Raw genomic sequence first — 13,992 nt, 5'->3', positions numbered from 1 at the left:
TGGCTCCGCCTTACGCTCCTGACCCGGTGACCGCCCGGTCGGCCGCTTCCGTCTTCTCCCGCAGGTCCACGCCCCGGGTCTCCGGCAGCGTGAACACCACCAGCGCGCTGATCACCATCAGCACGATCCCGTAGACGATGAACAGCGACGGATGTCCGTTACCGGCGAACAGCGTCTGCAAGTACGGCGCTGTGCCGCCGAACGCCGCGACCGCGATCGAGTACGGGACTCCGACGCCGACCGCGCGGATGCGGGTCGGGAAGATTTCCGCGTAGACCGCCGGGCCGATGGAGGAGAACCCGGCCATGAAGATCAGTGCGATCGACATCGCCACGAACAGCTGCCACGCCTCGTGCCCGACCATCGCGTTCAGCGGGAAGCTCAGCAGGAGCAGGCCCGCGATCGCGATGAACAACACCGGCTTGCGGCCGATGCGGTCGGACACGATTCCCCACAGCGGCAAGGCGATCAGGAAGACCACGTTCGCGAACACGCCCGCCCACAGCGCGCCGGTCGGCGGGACGCCGCGCACGGTGATCGCGTACGACGGCGCGGCGACGGCCCACATGTAGTAGATGACCGTCGCGCCGACCGTCAGGCCGATGACCTGGGCGAGCAGCTTCGGGTTCTGCTTGATCGTCTGCCAGATCTGGCCCTTTTCCTTCCCGGCGTCCTTCTTCGCCGCCTGGAAGACCTCGGTCTCGCGCATGCGGAGCCGCACGTAGAGCGAGTAGATCCCGAAGACGCCGCCGAGGATGAACGGGATCCGCCAGCCGAAGGAGAGCATCTGCTCGTGGGTCAGCACGCCGGAAAGGACCGCGCCGAGCAGGGTGCCGACGAGGACACCGCAGGTGCCGGAGAAGTAGATCAGGCTCGACCACAGTCCGCGGCGGGCAGGCGGGGCGACCTCGGCGATGTAGGTCTGCGCGGACGGCAGCTCGCCGCCGTGCGCGAGGCCCTGTGCCAGCCGTGCGACCACCAGGATCACCGACGCCCACACGCCGATTTGGCCGTACGTCGGGGAAAGCCCGATGACCAGGCTGCCCGCGGCGGCGATCGCGACGGTCAGCGCCATCGCCAGCTGGCGGCCCTTGCGGTCGGCGATCCAGCCGAACACCCAGCCGCCGATCGGCCGCGCGGCGAAGCCGACCGCGAACACCGCGAGCGTGCTCAGCAGAGCGGAAACGGCGCTGTGGGCGTTGAAGAACTGCGCGGCGAAGAACGACGCGAACGTGGCGTAGACGTTCCAGTCGAACCACTCCATCGCGTTGCCGGCGCCGAGCCCGAACAGGGTGCGGCGACGGTCTGGGACCACAGAAGTCATCGCAATGCTCCTTCGGCGAACCGGTCGAGACGGCGGACGGCGAGTTCGGCGTAGACGGTGGCGGCGCGGGACAGCACGGACGGGTCGAAATCGGCGTACGGGCTGTGGTTGTTGGGCGCGGTGTCCGGTTCGAGGCCTGGCATCAGCGCGCCGAGGCCGAGGAATGTGCCCGGCACCGCGGCGAGCACGCGGGAGAAGTCCTCGGAACCGGCGACCGGGTTGGGCAGATCGGTGTAGTACTGCTCGCCGATCGTCTCGCGGACGACCTCGGCGCCGAACGCCGTTTCGTCGACATCCGTTACGGTCACTGGATATTCGTTCTCGAACACGACGTCCGCGGTGACGCCGTTCGCCCGCGCGACACCGTCGATCGTCTCGCGGATCGTGGTGTCCAGCAGAGCGGCGGTGTCGTCGGAGAAGCAGCGGACAGTGGCCTCGAACTCGGCGGTCGCGGGGATGACGTTGCGCTTCGTGCCGCCGCGGATGACGCCGACGGTGAGCACCGCCGGGTCGAAGATGTCCAGGCGGCGCGTGATCATCGTCTGCAGCGCGGTGATCATCGCCGCGGCGGCGGAGATCGGGTCCTTGGCACGGTGCGGCATCGACCCGTGGCCGCCTTCGCCGTGCACGGTCACGAGCAGCTTGTGCGAGGCCGACATCAGCGTCCCGGGACGGCTCGCGAACTGGCCGCTGGGCAGCATCGACGAGAAGACGTGGAGCCCGTACGCGGCGTCGACGCGTCGGCCGGCGGCGTCGAGCACGCCTTCCTTCAGCATCACGCCCGCGCCGTCCCAGCCTTCTTCGCCGGGCTGGAACATCAGGACGACGTCGCCGTTGATCCGGTCGCGGTGCGTGTGGAGCAGCCGAGCCGCGCCGACCAGCGACGTGGTGTGCAAGTCGTGGCCGCACGCGTGCATCGCGCCGTTGGTAGCGGCGAAATCGAGCCCGGTCGCTTCCTGGACCGGGAGCGCGTCCATGTCGGCGCGCAGCAGGACCGTGCGCGGCTGGGCCGAATCCCGGGCGGAGCCTTCGCCGCGGAGCACCGCGGTCACCGACGTCGTGCCGGTTCCGGTGGAGATCTCCAGCCCGAGCCCGTCGAGCTCGCGCAGGACCCGTTCCTGGGTGCGCGGCAGGTCGAGGCCGATCTCGGGCTCGCGGTGCAGTTCCTGGCGCAGCCGCGCCAGGTCGTCCTGCTGGCTGCGGGCGTCTTCGTGGAGGTCCACCGGCTCGGCTCCTCTTCGTCGGGGAACGGCGTCTTGGTGGTCGAGTGTGCGAACTCACGCCTGATATCGCGTTAGAGTTGTCGGAATCGCTCGCGAACCGGCCCTCTGGAGAAGAAACAATGATCGACTCACTGGAGGAGGAAGACTTTTCGCTCATCCACGCACTGCAACTGCGCCCCCGCGCCACCTGGACGCAACTGGCCGCGGCGCTCGACTCCTCCCCGGTGACGCTGGCCCGGCGCTGGGAACGCCTGCGCGACGGGGGAGCGGCGTGGGTGACGGCGTATCCGCACGTGCCCGGGCTGTACCAGGTGCAGGCCGCGTACGTGGAAATCCGCTGCGCGAGCGGCCAGGTACGCGAACTGATCCGCGAGCTGGCGACGTGGCCTTCGGTGGCCAGCATCGAGGAGGCTTCGCGGGAATACAGCCTGGTGCTGACCGTTTTCGGCCTCGGCCTGCGTGACTTGTCCGCCCTGCTGCTGGACGCGATCCCCAGCCTGCCCGGCGTGCTCAACACCCGCTCGCACCTCGCGTCGCGCCTGCATGTGGAGGGCAGTTCCTGGCGAGTAGGCGCGCTGGATCGACGGCGAGTGCAGGCTCTGTCGCAACTACCGTCCATCGGCGGCGGGCGGATGGCCAAACTGCAGCCGTGGGAAGAGCCTTACGCGCCTTTGACTGTCGCCTTGGGCGAGGACGGCCGACGCAGCGCCGCGGATCTGGCGCGGATCACCGGCCGTCCGGTCTCGACCGTGCGCCGCCAGCTCGGACACCTGCTGAACGCCGACGCTTTGACGTTCCGCTGCGAGATCGCGCAGGGACTGACGCCGTCGCCGATCGTCGTGAACTGGTGGTGCCAGGTTCCGGTGGCCCACGTGTCGACGTGCGTGGACCGGTTGCGTGCCAACCCGACCGTGCGGCAGATGGCGAGTTTGCCCGGGCCGGCGAATCTTTTGGTGACCACGTGGATGCGGTCGATCGAGGAATCGATGCGGATGCAGGAACACCTGGAACAGGACCTCGCGCCGCTGTCGGTGGTGGACTCGGCGCTGATCCTGCGGACGGTCAAGCGAATGGGCTGGCTGCTGGACGATTTGGGACGCAGCACGGGATTTGTGGTGACGATGCCCGCTCCGGCGCGCGAGGAAGCGCCTTAGGCGAGCCGGAATGTCGCGCGGTATTCGGAAGGGGAGACACCGAGAGCGTCGCGGAAGTGGCGGCGGAGGGTGGCGGCGCTGCCCATTCCGCAGCTGGTGGCGATCTGGCCGATCGAGGAATCGGTGCGTTCGAGGAGTTCCTGCGCGCGGGCGATACGCTGCTGGTGCAGCCAGTTCAGCGGCGCGGAACCGAATTCGGCGTGCATCCGGCGGGCTAACTGCCGGGAGCTGAGGCCCGCGTGGCGCGCGAGGTCGACAACCGTGAGCGGTTGATCCAGCCGGGCCCGCGCCCACTCCGCGGTGCGCGCCAGGCCCGAACCGTCCGGCGACGGCGGCGGGGACACGAACTGCGCTTGGCCGCCGTGCCGATGCGGCGGGACGACCAGCCTGCGCCCGAGATCGTTGGCGACCGCCGCGCCCAGATCTCGGCGCACCAGGTGCAGGCACAGGTCGAGGGCGGCCGTTTTGCCCGCCGAGGTGAGGATGTCGCCCTCGTCGATGTAGAGCACGTCGGCGCGCACTTTCACCCGCGGATAGCGGCGGGCCAGGTCGTCGGCGTGCATCCAGTGGGTGGTCGCGATCCGGTCGTCCAGCAGGCCCGCCTCGGCCAGCACGAACGAGCCGGTGCACAGGGCCGCGATCCGAACCCCGCTCGCGTGCGCGTCGCGAAGAGCGGCCGAGAGCGCCGGATCGATCTCCTCGCCGGGGGAATCCGTGGAGGGGACCACGATCAGGTCGGCGGCGGTCTCGCCGATCTCCGAGACGCCGATCGCGGGCAGATGCGGCAGCCAGTGCCGCGGCGCCCGTTCCGGGCAGGCCACGACGACGTCGTACCAGGCACCGGCAGGAGAGAGGTCCGAACGGTCGACGCCGAAGACTTCCGCCGCGATCGCGACCTCGTACAGCATCGCGTGCTCATGCAGAACGAGTACCAGTCGCGGCATGTCCGATACTGTACGCAACTCGTCTTTTCAGACACTCACCGTCGTGCGCGCGAGTGTTCAGAATCGACGGCATGACAGATTCCCAGCGGGTCCTGGTCTACGGTGCCAGCGGTCACACCGGAAAGTTCGTGGTCGACGAGTTTCTGCGACGCGGTCTTCAGCCGCTTGTCGCCGGGCGCAGTCTCTCGAGGCTTGAGCAATCCGAGGGTCTGGACCGGCGCGCGGCGAGCATCGACGACGGCCCTGGGTTGCGTGCGCTCCTGCGCGACGTCGCGGTGGTGGTCAACTGCGCTGGGCCGTTCCTGGACACCGCGCTCCCGCTCGCGACGGCAGCCGTCGAGACCGGCACCCACTACCTGGACGTCACTGCGGAGCAGCCAGCCGTCCAACAGCTGTACCGAGAACTGGACGCAGCTGCCCGCTCGGCGGGGACAGTCGTGGTGCCCGCCATGGCGTTCTACGGCGGTTTGGCCGACTTGCTCCTCACCGCGGTGCTCGGCCCCGGGAAGTCCGCCGCCGAGGCCGAGATCGCCGTCGGACTGGACCGGTGGTGGCCCACTGAGGGAACCCGGGTCACCGGCGCCCGCAACACCGCGACCCGGCTGGTGATCCGCGACGGCGCCCTCGTCCCGCTCTCCGCTCCGGCAGCGACCGGCACCTGGGACTTCCCGGAGCCGATCGGCGCACAGTCCACTGTGGAGCTGCCGTTTTCGGAGGCCGTCACCGTCAACCGGCATCTCGAGGTGGGCACCCTGCGCTCCTGGCTGAACACCGCCCCGCTCGACGACCTCCGCGACCCGGGCACCCCGGCCCCGCAAGCCTTCGACGAGAGCGGCCGTTCGGCCCAGCGCTTCGCCGTCGAAGTCGCCGTCGGCTCCGGCCCGCAGACTCGCCGCGCCACCGCGACCGGGCGCGACATCTACGCCACGACCGCACCGATCGTGGTCGAGGCCACTGCCTGGCTTCTCGACAGCCGACACCGCGGCTCGGGCGCGCTGGCACCAGGCGAGGCTTTCGCTGCCGCCGACTTCTTGAAAGCGATACCGGACGCCGATTTCGAAGCTGTCTGGCACTAAGCCGCTAAGCACGCAACCCGTCGAACGCCATCTTGCACACCGCGTCCGCAAGTTCCTCCGGAGAGGACCCCCGCCGCGGCCGGTACCACTCGATCAGCGAGTTCACCGTGCCGAACAGCAACCGCGCCGCGATCGCCGGGTCGATGTCCGGCCGGACATCGCCTTCCGCCTCGGCCTGCTTGACCAGATCCGTCACCAGATGATCGAACTCGCGCCGCCGCGCCAACGCCGCTCGCTCGGCCTTCGTATTGCCCCGCACCCGAAGCAGCAAAGTCACGAACGGCAGCCGATCCGCCAGCACCAGCACGCTTCCGCGCACCAAATGCTCCAGACGGTCGATCGCCCGTCCGTCGAGAGCTTCCGTCGATTCCGCGACCTCGAACAGTCCGTCCAAGGCCCGGCCCACCGCCAGCCGCAGCAGTTCTTCCTTGCTCGGCACGTGGTGGTAGATCGCGGATTTCGTGATGCCGAGCTTGCGCGACAGGTCCTCCATGCTGGTCCCGTCGTAGCCGCGGTCGTTGAAAAGCTTGACCGCGACCTGGAGCAGCGACTCCAGGTCGTAGCCAGGCCGGCCGCGGCGGGCAGGGGCGGTCACGAGCGTTCGTCCAGCACGCGGCGCATTTTACCGAGCGAGCGCTCGAGGGTGTCCGGGTCCACGACCTCCACCGAAACGCTCACGCCGACGCCGTCCTTCACCCCGGCGGCCACCAGCGCGGCGGCAGCGTTCCGGGCTTCGGCGGTCGTCTCGGCGCGGGCTTCGACCCGCACCGTCAGGTGGTCCAGGCGGCCTCGGGTCGAGCGGACCAGCTGGAAGTGCGGGCTCAATCCCTCGGTGCGCAGCACGATTTCCTCGATCTGCGTCGGGAAAACGTTCACCCCGCGCAAAATAATGAGGTCGTCGCTGCGGCCGGTCACCTTCTCCATCCGGCGGAACGCGGGACGCGCGGTGCCGGGCAGCAGGCGGGTCAGGTCGCGGGTGCGGTAGCGGATGATCGGCAGCGCCTGCTTGGTCAGCGACGTGAACAGCAGTTCGCCGCGTTCGCCCTCGGGCAGCACCTGATCGGTGAACGGGTCGATCACCTCGGGGAAGAAGTGGTCCTCCCAGATGTGCAGGCCGTCCTTGGTTTCCGCGCATTCCTGCGCGACGCCGGGGCCCATCACCTCGGACAGGCCGTAGATGTCGACCGCGTCCAGCGCGAACCGTTCCTCGATCTCGGACCGCATCTGCTCGGTCCACGGCTCCGCGCCGAAAATGCCCACCTTCAGCGAACTGGCCCGCGGATCCACGCCCTGGCGCTCGAACTCGTCGAGCAGCGTCAGCATGTACGACGGCGTGATCATGATGATTTCCGGCTTGAAGTCCGTGATCAGCTGGACCTGCCGGGCGGTCATGCCGCCGGACGCCGGGATCACCGTGCAGCCGAGCTTTTCCGCGCCGTAGTGCGCGCCGAGCCCGCCGGTGAACAGGCCGTACCCGTACGCGACGTGCACCTTGTGCCCGGGCCGTCCGCCCGCGGCGTGGATCGAGCGCGCCATCACGGTGGCCCACGTGTCCAGGTCCTTCTCGGTGTAACCGACGACGGTCGGCTTCCCGGTGGTGCCGCTCGACGCGTGCAGCCGGCGGATCTGGTCCTGCGGCACGGCGAACATCCCGAACGGGTAGCTCTCGCGCAGGTCGGCCTTGGTGGTGAAGGGGAACTTCGCCAGGTCGCCCAGTTCGCGGCAGTCGTCGGGGTGCACGCTGGCGTCGTCGAACTTCTTGCGGTACAGCGGGACGTTCTCGTACGCGTGCCGCAGGGTCCACTGCAGCCGTTCAAGCTGGAGTGCGGCCAGCTCGTCGGCGCTGACGGTTTCGGCGAGGGTGGGGGTCACTGTGCTTCCCGGGTCTTCTCGATGACGCGGCTGCGGCCGCGGAATTCGGCGACGACTTCGGGCCCGCCGGGGGTCTCCCGGTGCACCGTGACGTCGTAGATGCCGTTGCGGCCGTAGCGGGTGCGCTCGGCGGCCGTCGCGACAAGGTGGTCGCCCAGTTTTCCGGCGGCGACGAACGAGATCTCCGCGCCCGAGGCGACGGTGACCGGCCCGTGCGTGTTGCAGGCCAGGGCGAAAGCGGTGTCGGCGAGCAGGAACACGTAACCGCCGTGGGCGATGTTGTGCCCGTTGACCATCGTCTCGGTGACCTTCATCGTGGCCACCGCCCTGCCGTCGGCGGCCTCGACGAGTTCGATGCCGAGAGAGCGGGACGCCTCGTCGGTGTCGAACATGGCGTGCGCGGCGTTGCGGGTCACGAGCTAGCCCTCCGGGACGGTGACTTACTGACCGAATGGCCGGTAATCCCGGCTGGAGCCCAGTAAAGGCCGCGACTCCGGCGGTGTCAAGCAATGCGGGGGTTCCGATCAGCCGGGAGAACGGCTATCCTGCGAATTACTGAACGTCCGGTTGGTAATTCGGCGAGAGGGTCGGCATGGTTCTGCTCCGCAGCTACGTCTCCGGGGGATGGCACACGGCGCCGGGCGAGGGCGCCCCGCTGCACGACGCGGCGACCGGGGAGGAAGTGGCCCGGATTTCGTCGGAGGGGATCGACTTCGCCGCGGCGCTCGAGTACGGCCGCGAAGTCGGCGGTCCGGCGCTGCGGAAGCTGACGTTCCATCAGCGGGCCGCGCTGTTGAAGTCGCTCGCTTCGCACCTGCGCGAGCACCGCGAAGAGCTGTACGCGCTGTCGGCGCGCACGGGTGCGACGCTCGGCGACTCGAAGTTCGACATCGACGGCGGCATCGGCGTCCTGTTCAGCTACGGCTCGAAGGGCAAGCGCGAGCTGCCGAACGACACCGTGTACGTCGAGGGCGCGGTCGAGCCGCTGAGCCGCGGCGGCACGTTCGTCGCGCAGCACATCGCGACCCCGCTGCAGGGCGTCGCGATCCAGATCAACGCCTTCAACTTCCCGGTGTGGGGTCCGCTGGAGAAGTTCGCGCCCGCGTTCCTCGCCGGCGTGCCGAGCCTGATCAAGCCGGCCAGCCAGACCGCGTACCTGACCGCGCGGCTCGTGGAGCTGATCGTGGAGTCCGGCATCCTGCCCGAGGGCACGGTGCAGTTCGTCGCGGGCAGCGTCGGCGACCTGCTCGACCACGTCACCGCGCAGGACCTGGTGTCGTTCACCGGTTCCGCGTCCACCGCACAGAAGCTGCGCGCGCACCCGGCGATCGTGCGGAACTCGGTACGGTTCAACGCCGAGGCCGACTCGCTGAACTGCTCGATCCTCGCCCCGGACGCCCGGCCGTCGACGCCGGAGTTCGATCTGTTCGTCAAGCAGCTGACCACCGAGATGACGGTGAAGGCGGGCCAGAAGTGCACCGCGATCCGCCGCGCGTTCGTTCCGGCCGAGATGCTGGACGATGTCGCCGAAGCGGTCAGCGCCCGGCTCGCCAAGGTGACTGTCGGCAACCCGAACGCCGAGGGCGTCCGGATGGGCGCGCTGGCCAGCCTGGAGCAGCGTGAAGAAGTACGTCGTTCGCTGAAGGCCCTGCTCGACGCGGGCAGCATCGTCTTCGGCGACCCGGAGCACGTCGACGTCGTGGACGGCGACGAGGCGACCGGCGCGTTCATCTCGCCGATCCTGCTCAAGGCCGACCCGGAGCGCGCCGAGCCGCACGAGGTCGAGGCGTTCGGCCCGGTGTCCACCCTGATGCCGTACACATCGGTCAAGCAGGTCATCGAGTTCGCCGCACGCGGCGGCGGCAGCCTGGCCGGGTCCGTCGTGACCGGCGACCCGGTGTTCGCCCGCGAGATCGTGCTGGGTGTCGCGCCGTATCACGGCCGGCTGCTCGTACTCGACAGCGAAGACGCGAAGGAATCCACCGGGCACGGTTCGCCGATGCCGCAGCTGGTGCACGGCGGCCCCGGCCGCGCGGGCGGCGGCGAGGAGATGGGCGGTATCCGCGGCGTGCTGCACCACATGCAGCGCACGGCCGTGCAGGCCAGCCCGAGGGTGCTCGGCGCCGTCACCGGCCGGTGGATCGAGGGCGGTCCGCGCGTCGAAGGCGAGCACCCGTTCCGCAAGTCGCTGGCGGAGCTGAGCATCGGCGACACCGTGGTGGCCGGTCCGCGCACCGTCACCCGCGCCGACATCGACCACTTCGCCGAGTTCACCGGCGACACCTTCTACGCGCACACCGACGAGGCGGCGGCCGCGGCGAACCCGCTGTTCGGCGGCATCGTGGCGCACGGCTACCTGGTCGTGTCGTTCGCGGCGGGCCTGTTCGTCTCGCCCGAGCCGGGTCCGGTGCTGGCCAACTACGGCCTGGAGAACCTGCGCTTCCTCACGCCCGTCAAGGAGGGGGACGCGCTGACGGTCACCCTGACGGCCAAGCAGATCACGCCGCGGATCGACCAGGAGTACGGCGAAGTCCGCTGGGACGCCGACGTCACCAATCAGGACGGCGACTCGGTCGCGAAGTACGACGTGCTCACCCTCGTCTCGAAGGAGCAGCCGTGACCGCTGTGGCAGAGCCGGAATTGGAAGCCCTGTTCGAGCACACCATCGAACGGGACCAGCGCATCGAACCGCGCGACTGGATCCCCGAGGGCTACCGCAAGACGATGATCCGCCAGATCGCGCAGCACGCGCACTCGGAGATCATCGGCATGCAGCCGGAGGGCAACTGGATCACCCGCGCGCCTTCGTTGCGGCGCAAGGCGATCCTGCTCGCGAAGGTGCAGGACGAAGCGGGTCACGGGCTGTACCTGTACTCCGCGGCGGCGACGCTCGGCGCGGACCGCGCGGACCTCACCGACAAGCTCATCACCGGCAGGCAGAAGTACTCGTCGATCTTCAACTACCCGACGCTGACCTTCGCCGACGTCGGCGTGATCGGCTGGCTGGTGGACGGCGCGGCGATCTGCAACCAGGTGCCGCTGTGCCGGTCGTCGTACGGGCCCTACGCGCGGGCGATGATCCGGATCTGCAAGGAGGAGTCCTTCCACCAGCGGCAGGGCTACGAGCTGCTGATGACCATGATGAAGGGCACCCCGCAGCAGCGGGACATGGTGCAGGAGGCGGTGAACCGCTGGTGGTGGCCGTCGCTGATGATGTTCGGCCCGCCGGACGCGGATTCGCCGAACACCGCGCAGTCGATGGCGTGGAAGATCAAGCGGCACACCAACGACGAGCTGCGGCAGCGGTTTGTCGACATGTCCGTGCCGCAGGCCGAGGCGCTCGGCGTGACGTTCCCGGACCCGGAGCTCAAGTGGAACGCCGACCGGGAGCACTACGACTTCGGCGCGGTCGACTGGGACGAGTTCAAGAACGTGCTCAAGGGCAACGGCCCGTGCAACGCGGACCGGATCGCGCACCGCAAGCGCGCACACGACGAAGGCGCCTGGGTCCGGGAAGCCGCGGCGGCGCACGCGGCCAAGAAAGAGGTTTCGGCATGAAGCACGACTGGCCGCTGTACGAGGTTTTCGTCCGCGGGAAGCGGGGACTGAACCACGTCCACGTGGGTTCGCTGCACGCGGCAGACGACGAGATGGCGCTGCACCACGCGCGCGATCTCTACACGCGCCGCAACGAGGGAGTGTCCATCTGGGTCGTTCGCGCCTCGGACATCACCGCGTCGTCGCCGGACGAGAAGGACCCGTTCTTCGCGCCCAGCGGGGACAAGGTGTACCGGCACCCGACGTTCTACGACATTCCCGACAACGTTCCCCACATGTGAGGTCTGGGATGTCTTTCGACAACGTCTACGAAGCGATCACCGAGGACAACGACGCCCGGTGGGCCTTCGGCACCGGGTTCGCCGATCCTTTGTCCGGAGTGGACACCTCCGTTCCGTCCGGAGTGGACGGTGCGCAGCTCGCCGCCTATTGCTTGATGCTGGGCGACGACGCGTTGATCTTCTCGCACCGGTTGCAGGAGTGGGTCGCGGGCGCGCCGGAGCTGGAGGACGAGGTCGCGATCGCGAACATCGGACTCGACCTGCTCGGCCAGGCGCGGTTGCTGCTGGCTCGTTCCGGCAAGGCGGACGGCACGGACCGGTCCGAGGACACGTTCGCGTTCTTGCGCGCGGAGAACGAGTTCCGGAACGTCCGGCTGGCCGAGCTGGGCGGCGGGCACTTCGGGCACCTGATCGCGCAGCTGTTCGTGTTCTCGACTTGGCGGCTCGCGCTGTTCCAGCAGCTGGAGTCCAGTGTGGACCCGGTACTGGCGGCTATCGCGGCCAAGGGCGTGAAGGAATTGGCCTACCACCGGGATTACGCCGCGCAGTGGCTGGTGCGGCTGGGTGACGGGACGCCGTTGTCGCACGAGCGGATGGCCGAGGGGCTGGCCGCGGTGTGGCCGTATGTCGAGGAGCTGTTCTCGACGCATCCGTCCGAGATGGTCGACGCGGCTTCGCTGCGGCCGGAGTTCGACGCTGTGCTGGATCAGGCGTTGGCGGCGGCCACGTTGGAGCGGCCGGAGATCGGCGCTATCGCCGGGGTTTCCGGGCGGATGGGACGCGACGGCGTGCATACCGAGCAGATGGGGTTCCTGCTGGCCGAGCTGCAAAGTGTGGCTCGGGCGATGCCTGGAGCGTCGTGGTGACCGCGGTCGCGGTGGCTTCGACGGTCACTGATCCGGAGCTGCCGATGCTGACGCTCGCGGATCTGGGTGTGCTGCGCGAAGTGTCCGAAGAGGACGGTCGGGTGACGGTGTCTATTACGCCGACCTACACCGGTTGTCCGGCGATGGACACGATGCGGGACGACCTGGAGCACGCGTTGCGGGGCGCGGGGTACACCTCGGTTGAGATCCGCACGGTGCTGGAACCGGCTTGGACGTCGGATTGGATCAGCGCGGACGGGCGGCGGAAGCTGGCGGAGGCCGGGATCGCGCCGCCGGGGTCCGCGCCGCGGCGGGCTGCCGGGCCGATTCCGTTGACGTTGGGGCCTTCCGTGCGGCGGGTGGCCTGTCCGCATTGCGGCTCGATGGACACGGAGGAGCAGTCCCGGTTCAGCGCGACTGCGTGCAAAGCGTTGCGGCGGTGCCGGTCTTGCTGGGAGCCGTTCGAACACGTCAAGGAGATTTGAGTGACTGCCACCGTTTCCCGCCGTGCCGGGTTCCATCCGTTGCGGGTGGCTGAGGTCGAGCGGCTTTGTGACGACGCCGTGGCCGTGACGTTCGACGTGCCGGAGGAGCTGGCTTCGGTCTACGCGTTCGCGCCTGGGCAGTCGCTGACTTTGCGGCGTCTTGTCGACGGGCGGGACGAGCGGCGGTCGTATTCGATTTGCGCTCCGGCGGGGGAGCGGCCGCGGGTCGGGGTGCGGTTGGTGCCGGACGGGGTGTTCTCGTCGTGGCTGGTCAATGAGGTTCGTGCCGGGGACACGGTCGAGGTTTCCGCGCCGACTGGGTCGTTCACGCCGGATCTCGCTGCTGGCGGGCATCATGTGCTGATCGCTGCCGGGTCCGGGATTACGCCGGTGTTGTCGATTGCGGCCTCATTGCTGGCTACGCCGGATGCTTCGGTGACTGTGCTGTATGGGAATCGGCGTACTGACACGGTGATGTTCGCGGACGATCTGGCTGATTTGAAGGACCGGTACCCGGCTCGGCTGGAACTTGTACATGTGTTGTCCCGGGAGCCGCGTGAGGCGGAGTTGTTCACCGGGCGGCTGGATGCGGACAAGCTGCGCGCGCTGTTCGAATCGATTGTGCCGGTTGAGGATGTGGACCATTTCTGGCTGTGCGGGCCGTTCGGGATGGTGACCTCGGCGCAGGATCTGCTCGGGTCGCTGGGGGTTCCTGAGGAGCGGATTCATCAGGAACTGTTCTATGTGGACGATGTGCCGCCGGAGCCGGTCAAGCATGTCGACCCTGCTGTTGCCGGGGCTTCGTCCGAGGTGACGTTGGTGCTGGACGGTCGGTCCACGACGATGAACCTGCCCCGGGAATCGTCGGTGCTGGACGGGGCGCAGCGGTTTCGGCCGGATTTGCCGTTTGCGTGCAAGGGCGGGGTTTGCGGGACCTGCCGGGCTCGGGTGACCGAGGGGGCGGTGGACATGCGGCGGAATTTCGCGTTGGAGAAGGCTGAAGTGGAGGCTGGGTTTGTGCTGACTTGTCAGTCTCATCCGGTTTCTGAGCGGGTTACTGTTGATTTTGATGCTTGAGGTTCGTAGGCGGGGTGGTTGCGTGGGGCACCCCGAAGGTTGATTGTGCTGACGGTTCGGGGGTGCTTGTCAAGGCGGGAAAGATGCCTTGACAAGCACCCCCGAACCGCAGGGCGGCTTCGTATCGGGGTT

The 13,992-nt window shown here is 68.6% G+C and carries 14 protein-coding genes; 8 read left to right on the top strand and 6 right to left on the bottom strand.

Features of this window, described 5'->3' with window-relative positions:
- Positions 1 to 10 precede the first annotated feature (10 nt).
- Together PUT80_RS13015 and PUT80_RS13010 are read right to left on the bottom strand one after the other, a co-directional pair.
- Positions 11 to 1,324: an MFS transporter gene (locus tag PUT80_RS13015; RefSeq protein WP_275292085.1), complete on the bottom strand. Its 1,314-nt coding sequence runs from the start codon at positions 1,322 to 1,324 to the stop codon at positions 11 to 13.
- On the bottom strand, positions 1,321 to 2,547 hold the full coding sequence (locus PUT80_RS13010; RefSeq protein ID WP_238607954.1) for a M20 family metallopeptidase: 1,227 nt from the start codon (positions 2,545 to 2,547) through the stop codon (positions 1,321 to 1,323). The genes PUT80_RS13015 and PUT80_RS13010 overlap by 4 nt, the downstream gene beginning before the upstream one ends.
- Before the next feature lie 119 nt (positions 2,548 to 2,666).
- On the opposite strand from PUT80_RS13010, the gene PUT80_RS13005 reads away from it, so the two are divergent.
- Positions 2,667 to 3,701 (top strand): Lrp/AsnC family transcriptional regulator, encoded by a 1,035-nt coding sequence (locus PUT80_RS13005; protein WP_275292084.1) that lies wholly within the window; start codon positions 2,667 to 2,669, stop codon positions 3,699 to 3,701.
- Here the strand turns inward: PUT80_RS13005 and PUT80_RS13000 are convergent.
- Positions 3,698 to 4,645, bottom strand: a complete 948-nt coding sequence (locus PUT80_RS13000; protein ID WP_275292083.1) for a helix-turn-helix domain-containing protein — start codon at positions 4,643 to 4,645, stop codon at positions 3,698 to 3,700. The genes PUT80_RS13005 and PUT80_RS13000 overlap by 4 nt on opposite strands.
- Positions 4,646 to 4,716: 71 nt before the next feature.
- On the opposite strand from PUT80_RS13000, the gene PUT80_RS12995 reads away from it, so the two are divergent.
- On the top strand, positions 4,717 to 5,721 hold the full coding sequence (locus PUT80_RS12995; RefSeq protein ID WP_275292082.1) for a saccharopine dehydrogenase NADP-binding domain-containing protein: 1,005 nt from the start codon (positions 4,717 to 4,719) through the stop codon (positions 5,719 to 5,721).
- A gap of 4 nt (positions 5,722 to 5,725) precedes the next feature.
- Here PUT80_RS12995 and PUT80_RS12990 read toward each other — a convergent pair whose 3' ends face one another.
- From PUT80_RS12990 to paaI, 3 genes are read right to left on the bottom strand one after another with little or no spacing between them, the layout of a single operon-like run.
- Entirely contained in the window at positions 5,726 to 6,316 is a 591-nt protein-coding gene (locus tag PUT80_RS12990) for a TetR/AcrR family transcriptional regulator (protein ID WP_037811921.1), read from the bottom strand.
- Positions 6,313 to 7,593 carry a phenylacetate--CoA ligase PaaK gene (gene paaK, locus PUT80_RS12985; RefSeq protein WP_275292081.1) on the bottom strand — a complete coding sequence of 427 codons (1,281 nt, stop codon included), beginning with the start codon at positions 7,591 to 7,593 and terminating at the stop codon, positions 6,313 to 6,315. The genes PUT80_RS12990 and paaK overlap by 4 nt, the downstream gene beginning before the upstream one ends.
- Entirely contained in the window at positions 7,590 to 7,985 is a 396-nt protein-coding gene (paaI, locus tag PUT80_RS12980; protein WP_275292164.1) for a hydroxyphenylacetyl-CoA thioesterase PaaI, read from the bottom strand. The genes paaK and paaI overlap by 4 nt, the downstream gene beginning before the upstream one ends.
- A 200-nt stretch (positions 7,986 to 8,185) precedes the next feature.
- Between paaI and paaZ the strand changes: the two genes are divergently transcribed.
- From paaZ to paaE, 6 genes are read left to right on the top strand one after another with little or no spacing between them, the layout of a single operon-like run.
- Positions 8,186 to 10,213 (top strand): phenylacetic acid degradation bifunctional protein PaaZ, encoded by a 2,028-nt coding sequence (gene paaZ, locus PUT80_RS12975; protein ID WP_275292080.1) that lies wholly within the window; start codon positions 8,186 to 8,188, stop codon positions 10,211 to 10,213.
- Positions 10,210 to 11,151, top strand: a complete 942-nt coding sequence (paaA, locus tag PUT80_RS12970) for a 1,2-phenylacetyl-CoA epoxidase subunit PaaA (protein WP_275292079.1) — start codon at positions 10,210 to 10,212, stop codon at positions 11,149 to 11,151. The genes paaZ and paaA overlap by 4 nt, the downstream gene beginning before the upstream one ends.
- Positions 11,148 to 11,432: a 1,2-phenylacetyl-CoA epoxidase subunit PaaB gene (gene paaB, locus PUT80_RS12965; RefSeq protein WP_009073848.1), complete on the top strand. Its 285-nt coding sequence runs from the start codon at positions 11,148 to 11,150 to the stop codon at positions 11,430 to 11,432. The genes paaA and paaB overlap by 4 nt, the downstream gene beginning before the upstream one ends.
- An 8-nt stretch (positions 11,433 to 11,440) precedes the next feature.
- Positions 11,441 to 12,298, top strand: a complete 858-nt coding sequence (gene paaC / locus PUT80_RS12960) for a 1,2-phenylacetyl-CoA epoxidase subunit PaaC (protein WP_275292078.1) — start codon at positions 11,441 to 11,443, stop codon at positions 12,296 to 12,298.
- On the top strand, positions 12,292 to 12,783 hold the full coding sequence (gene paaD / locus PUT80_RS12955; protein WP_037811915.1) for a 1,2-phenylacetyl-CoA epoxidase subunit PaaD: 492 nt from the start codon (positions 12,292 to 12,294) through the stop codon (positions 12,781 to 12,783). The genes paaC and paaD overlap by 7 nt, the downstream gene beginning before the upstream one ends.
- Positions 12,784 to 13,860 carry a 1,2-phenylacetyl-CoA epoxidase subunit PaaE gene (gene paaE, locus PUT80_RS12950; protein WP_134727790.1) on the top strand — a complete coding sequence of 359 codons (1,077 nt, stop codon included), beginning with the start codon at positions 12,784 to 12,786 and terminating at the stop codon, positions 13,858 to 13,860.
- Positions 13,861 to 13,992: the final 132 nt, after the last annotated feature.

This window comes from Amycolatopsis sp. La24, from assembly GCF_029087445.1.
Classification (GTDB): domain Bacteria; phylum Actinomycetota; class Actinomycetes; order Mycobacteriales; family Pseudonocardiaceae; genus Amycolatopsis; species Amycolatopsis nivea.
The sequence above is the reverse complement of the archived record's forward strand: the minus strand, read 5'-3'. Positions and strand labels throughout refer to the sequence as shown.

Coding starts and splice junctions, on each gene's coding strand:
- PUT80_RS13015 (WP_275292085.1), bottom strand. CDS start 1,324: ATGACTTCTGTGGTCCCAGACCGTCGCCGCACCCTGTTCGGGCTCGGC.
- PUT80_RS13005 (WP_275292084.1), top strand. CDS start 2,667: ATGATCGACTCACTGGAGGAGGAAGACTTTTCGCTCATCCACGCACTG.
- PUT80_RS13000 (WP_275292083.1), bottom strand. CDS start 4,645: ATGCCGCGACTGGTACTCGTTCTGCATGAGCACGCGATGCTGTACGAG.
- PUT80_RS12995 (WP_275292082.1), top strand. CDS start 4,717: ATGACAGATTCCCAGCGGGTCCTGGTCTACGGTGCCAGCGGTCACACC.
- paaI (WP_275292164.1), bottom strand. CDS start 7,985: ATGTTCGACACCGACGAGGCGTCCCGCTCTCTCGGCATCGAACTCGTC.
- paaZ (WP_275292080.1), top strand. CDS start 8,186: ATGGTTCTGCTCCGCAGCTACGTCTCCGGGGGATGGCACACGGCGCCG.
- paaB (WP_009073848.1), top strand. CDS start 11,148: ATGAAGCACGACTGGCCGCTGTACGAGGTTTTCGTCCGCGGGAAGCGG.
- paaC (WP_275292078.1), top strand. CDS start 11,441: ATGTCTTTCGACAACGTCTACGAAGCGATCACCGAGGACAACGACGCC.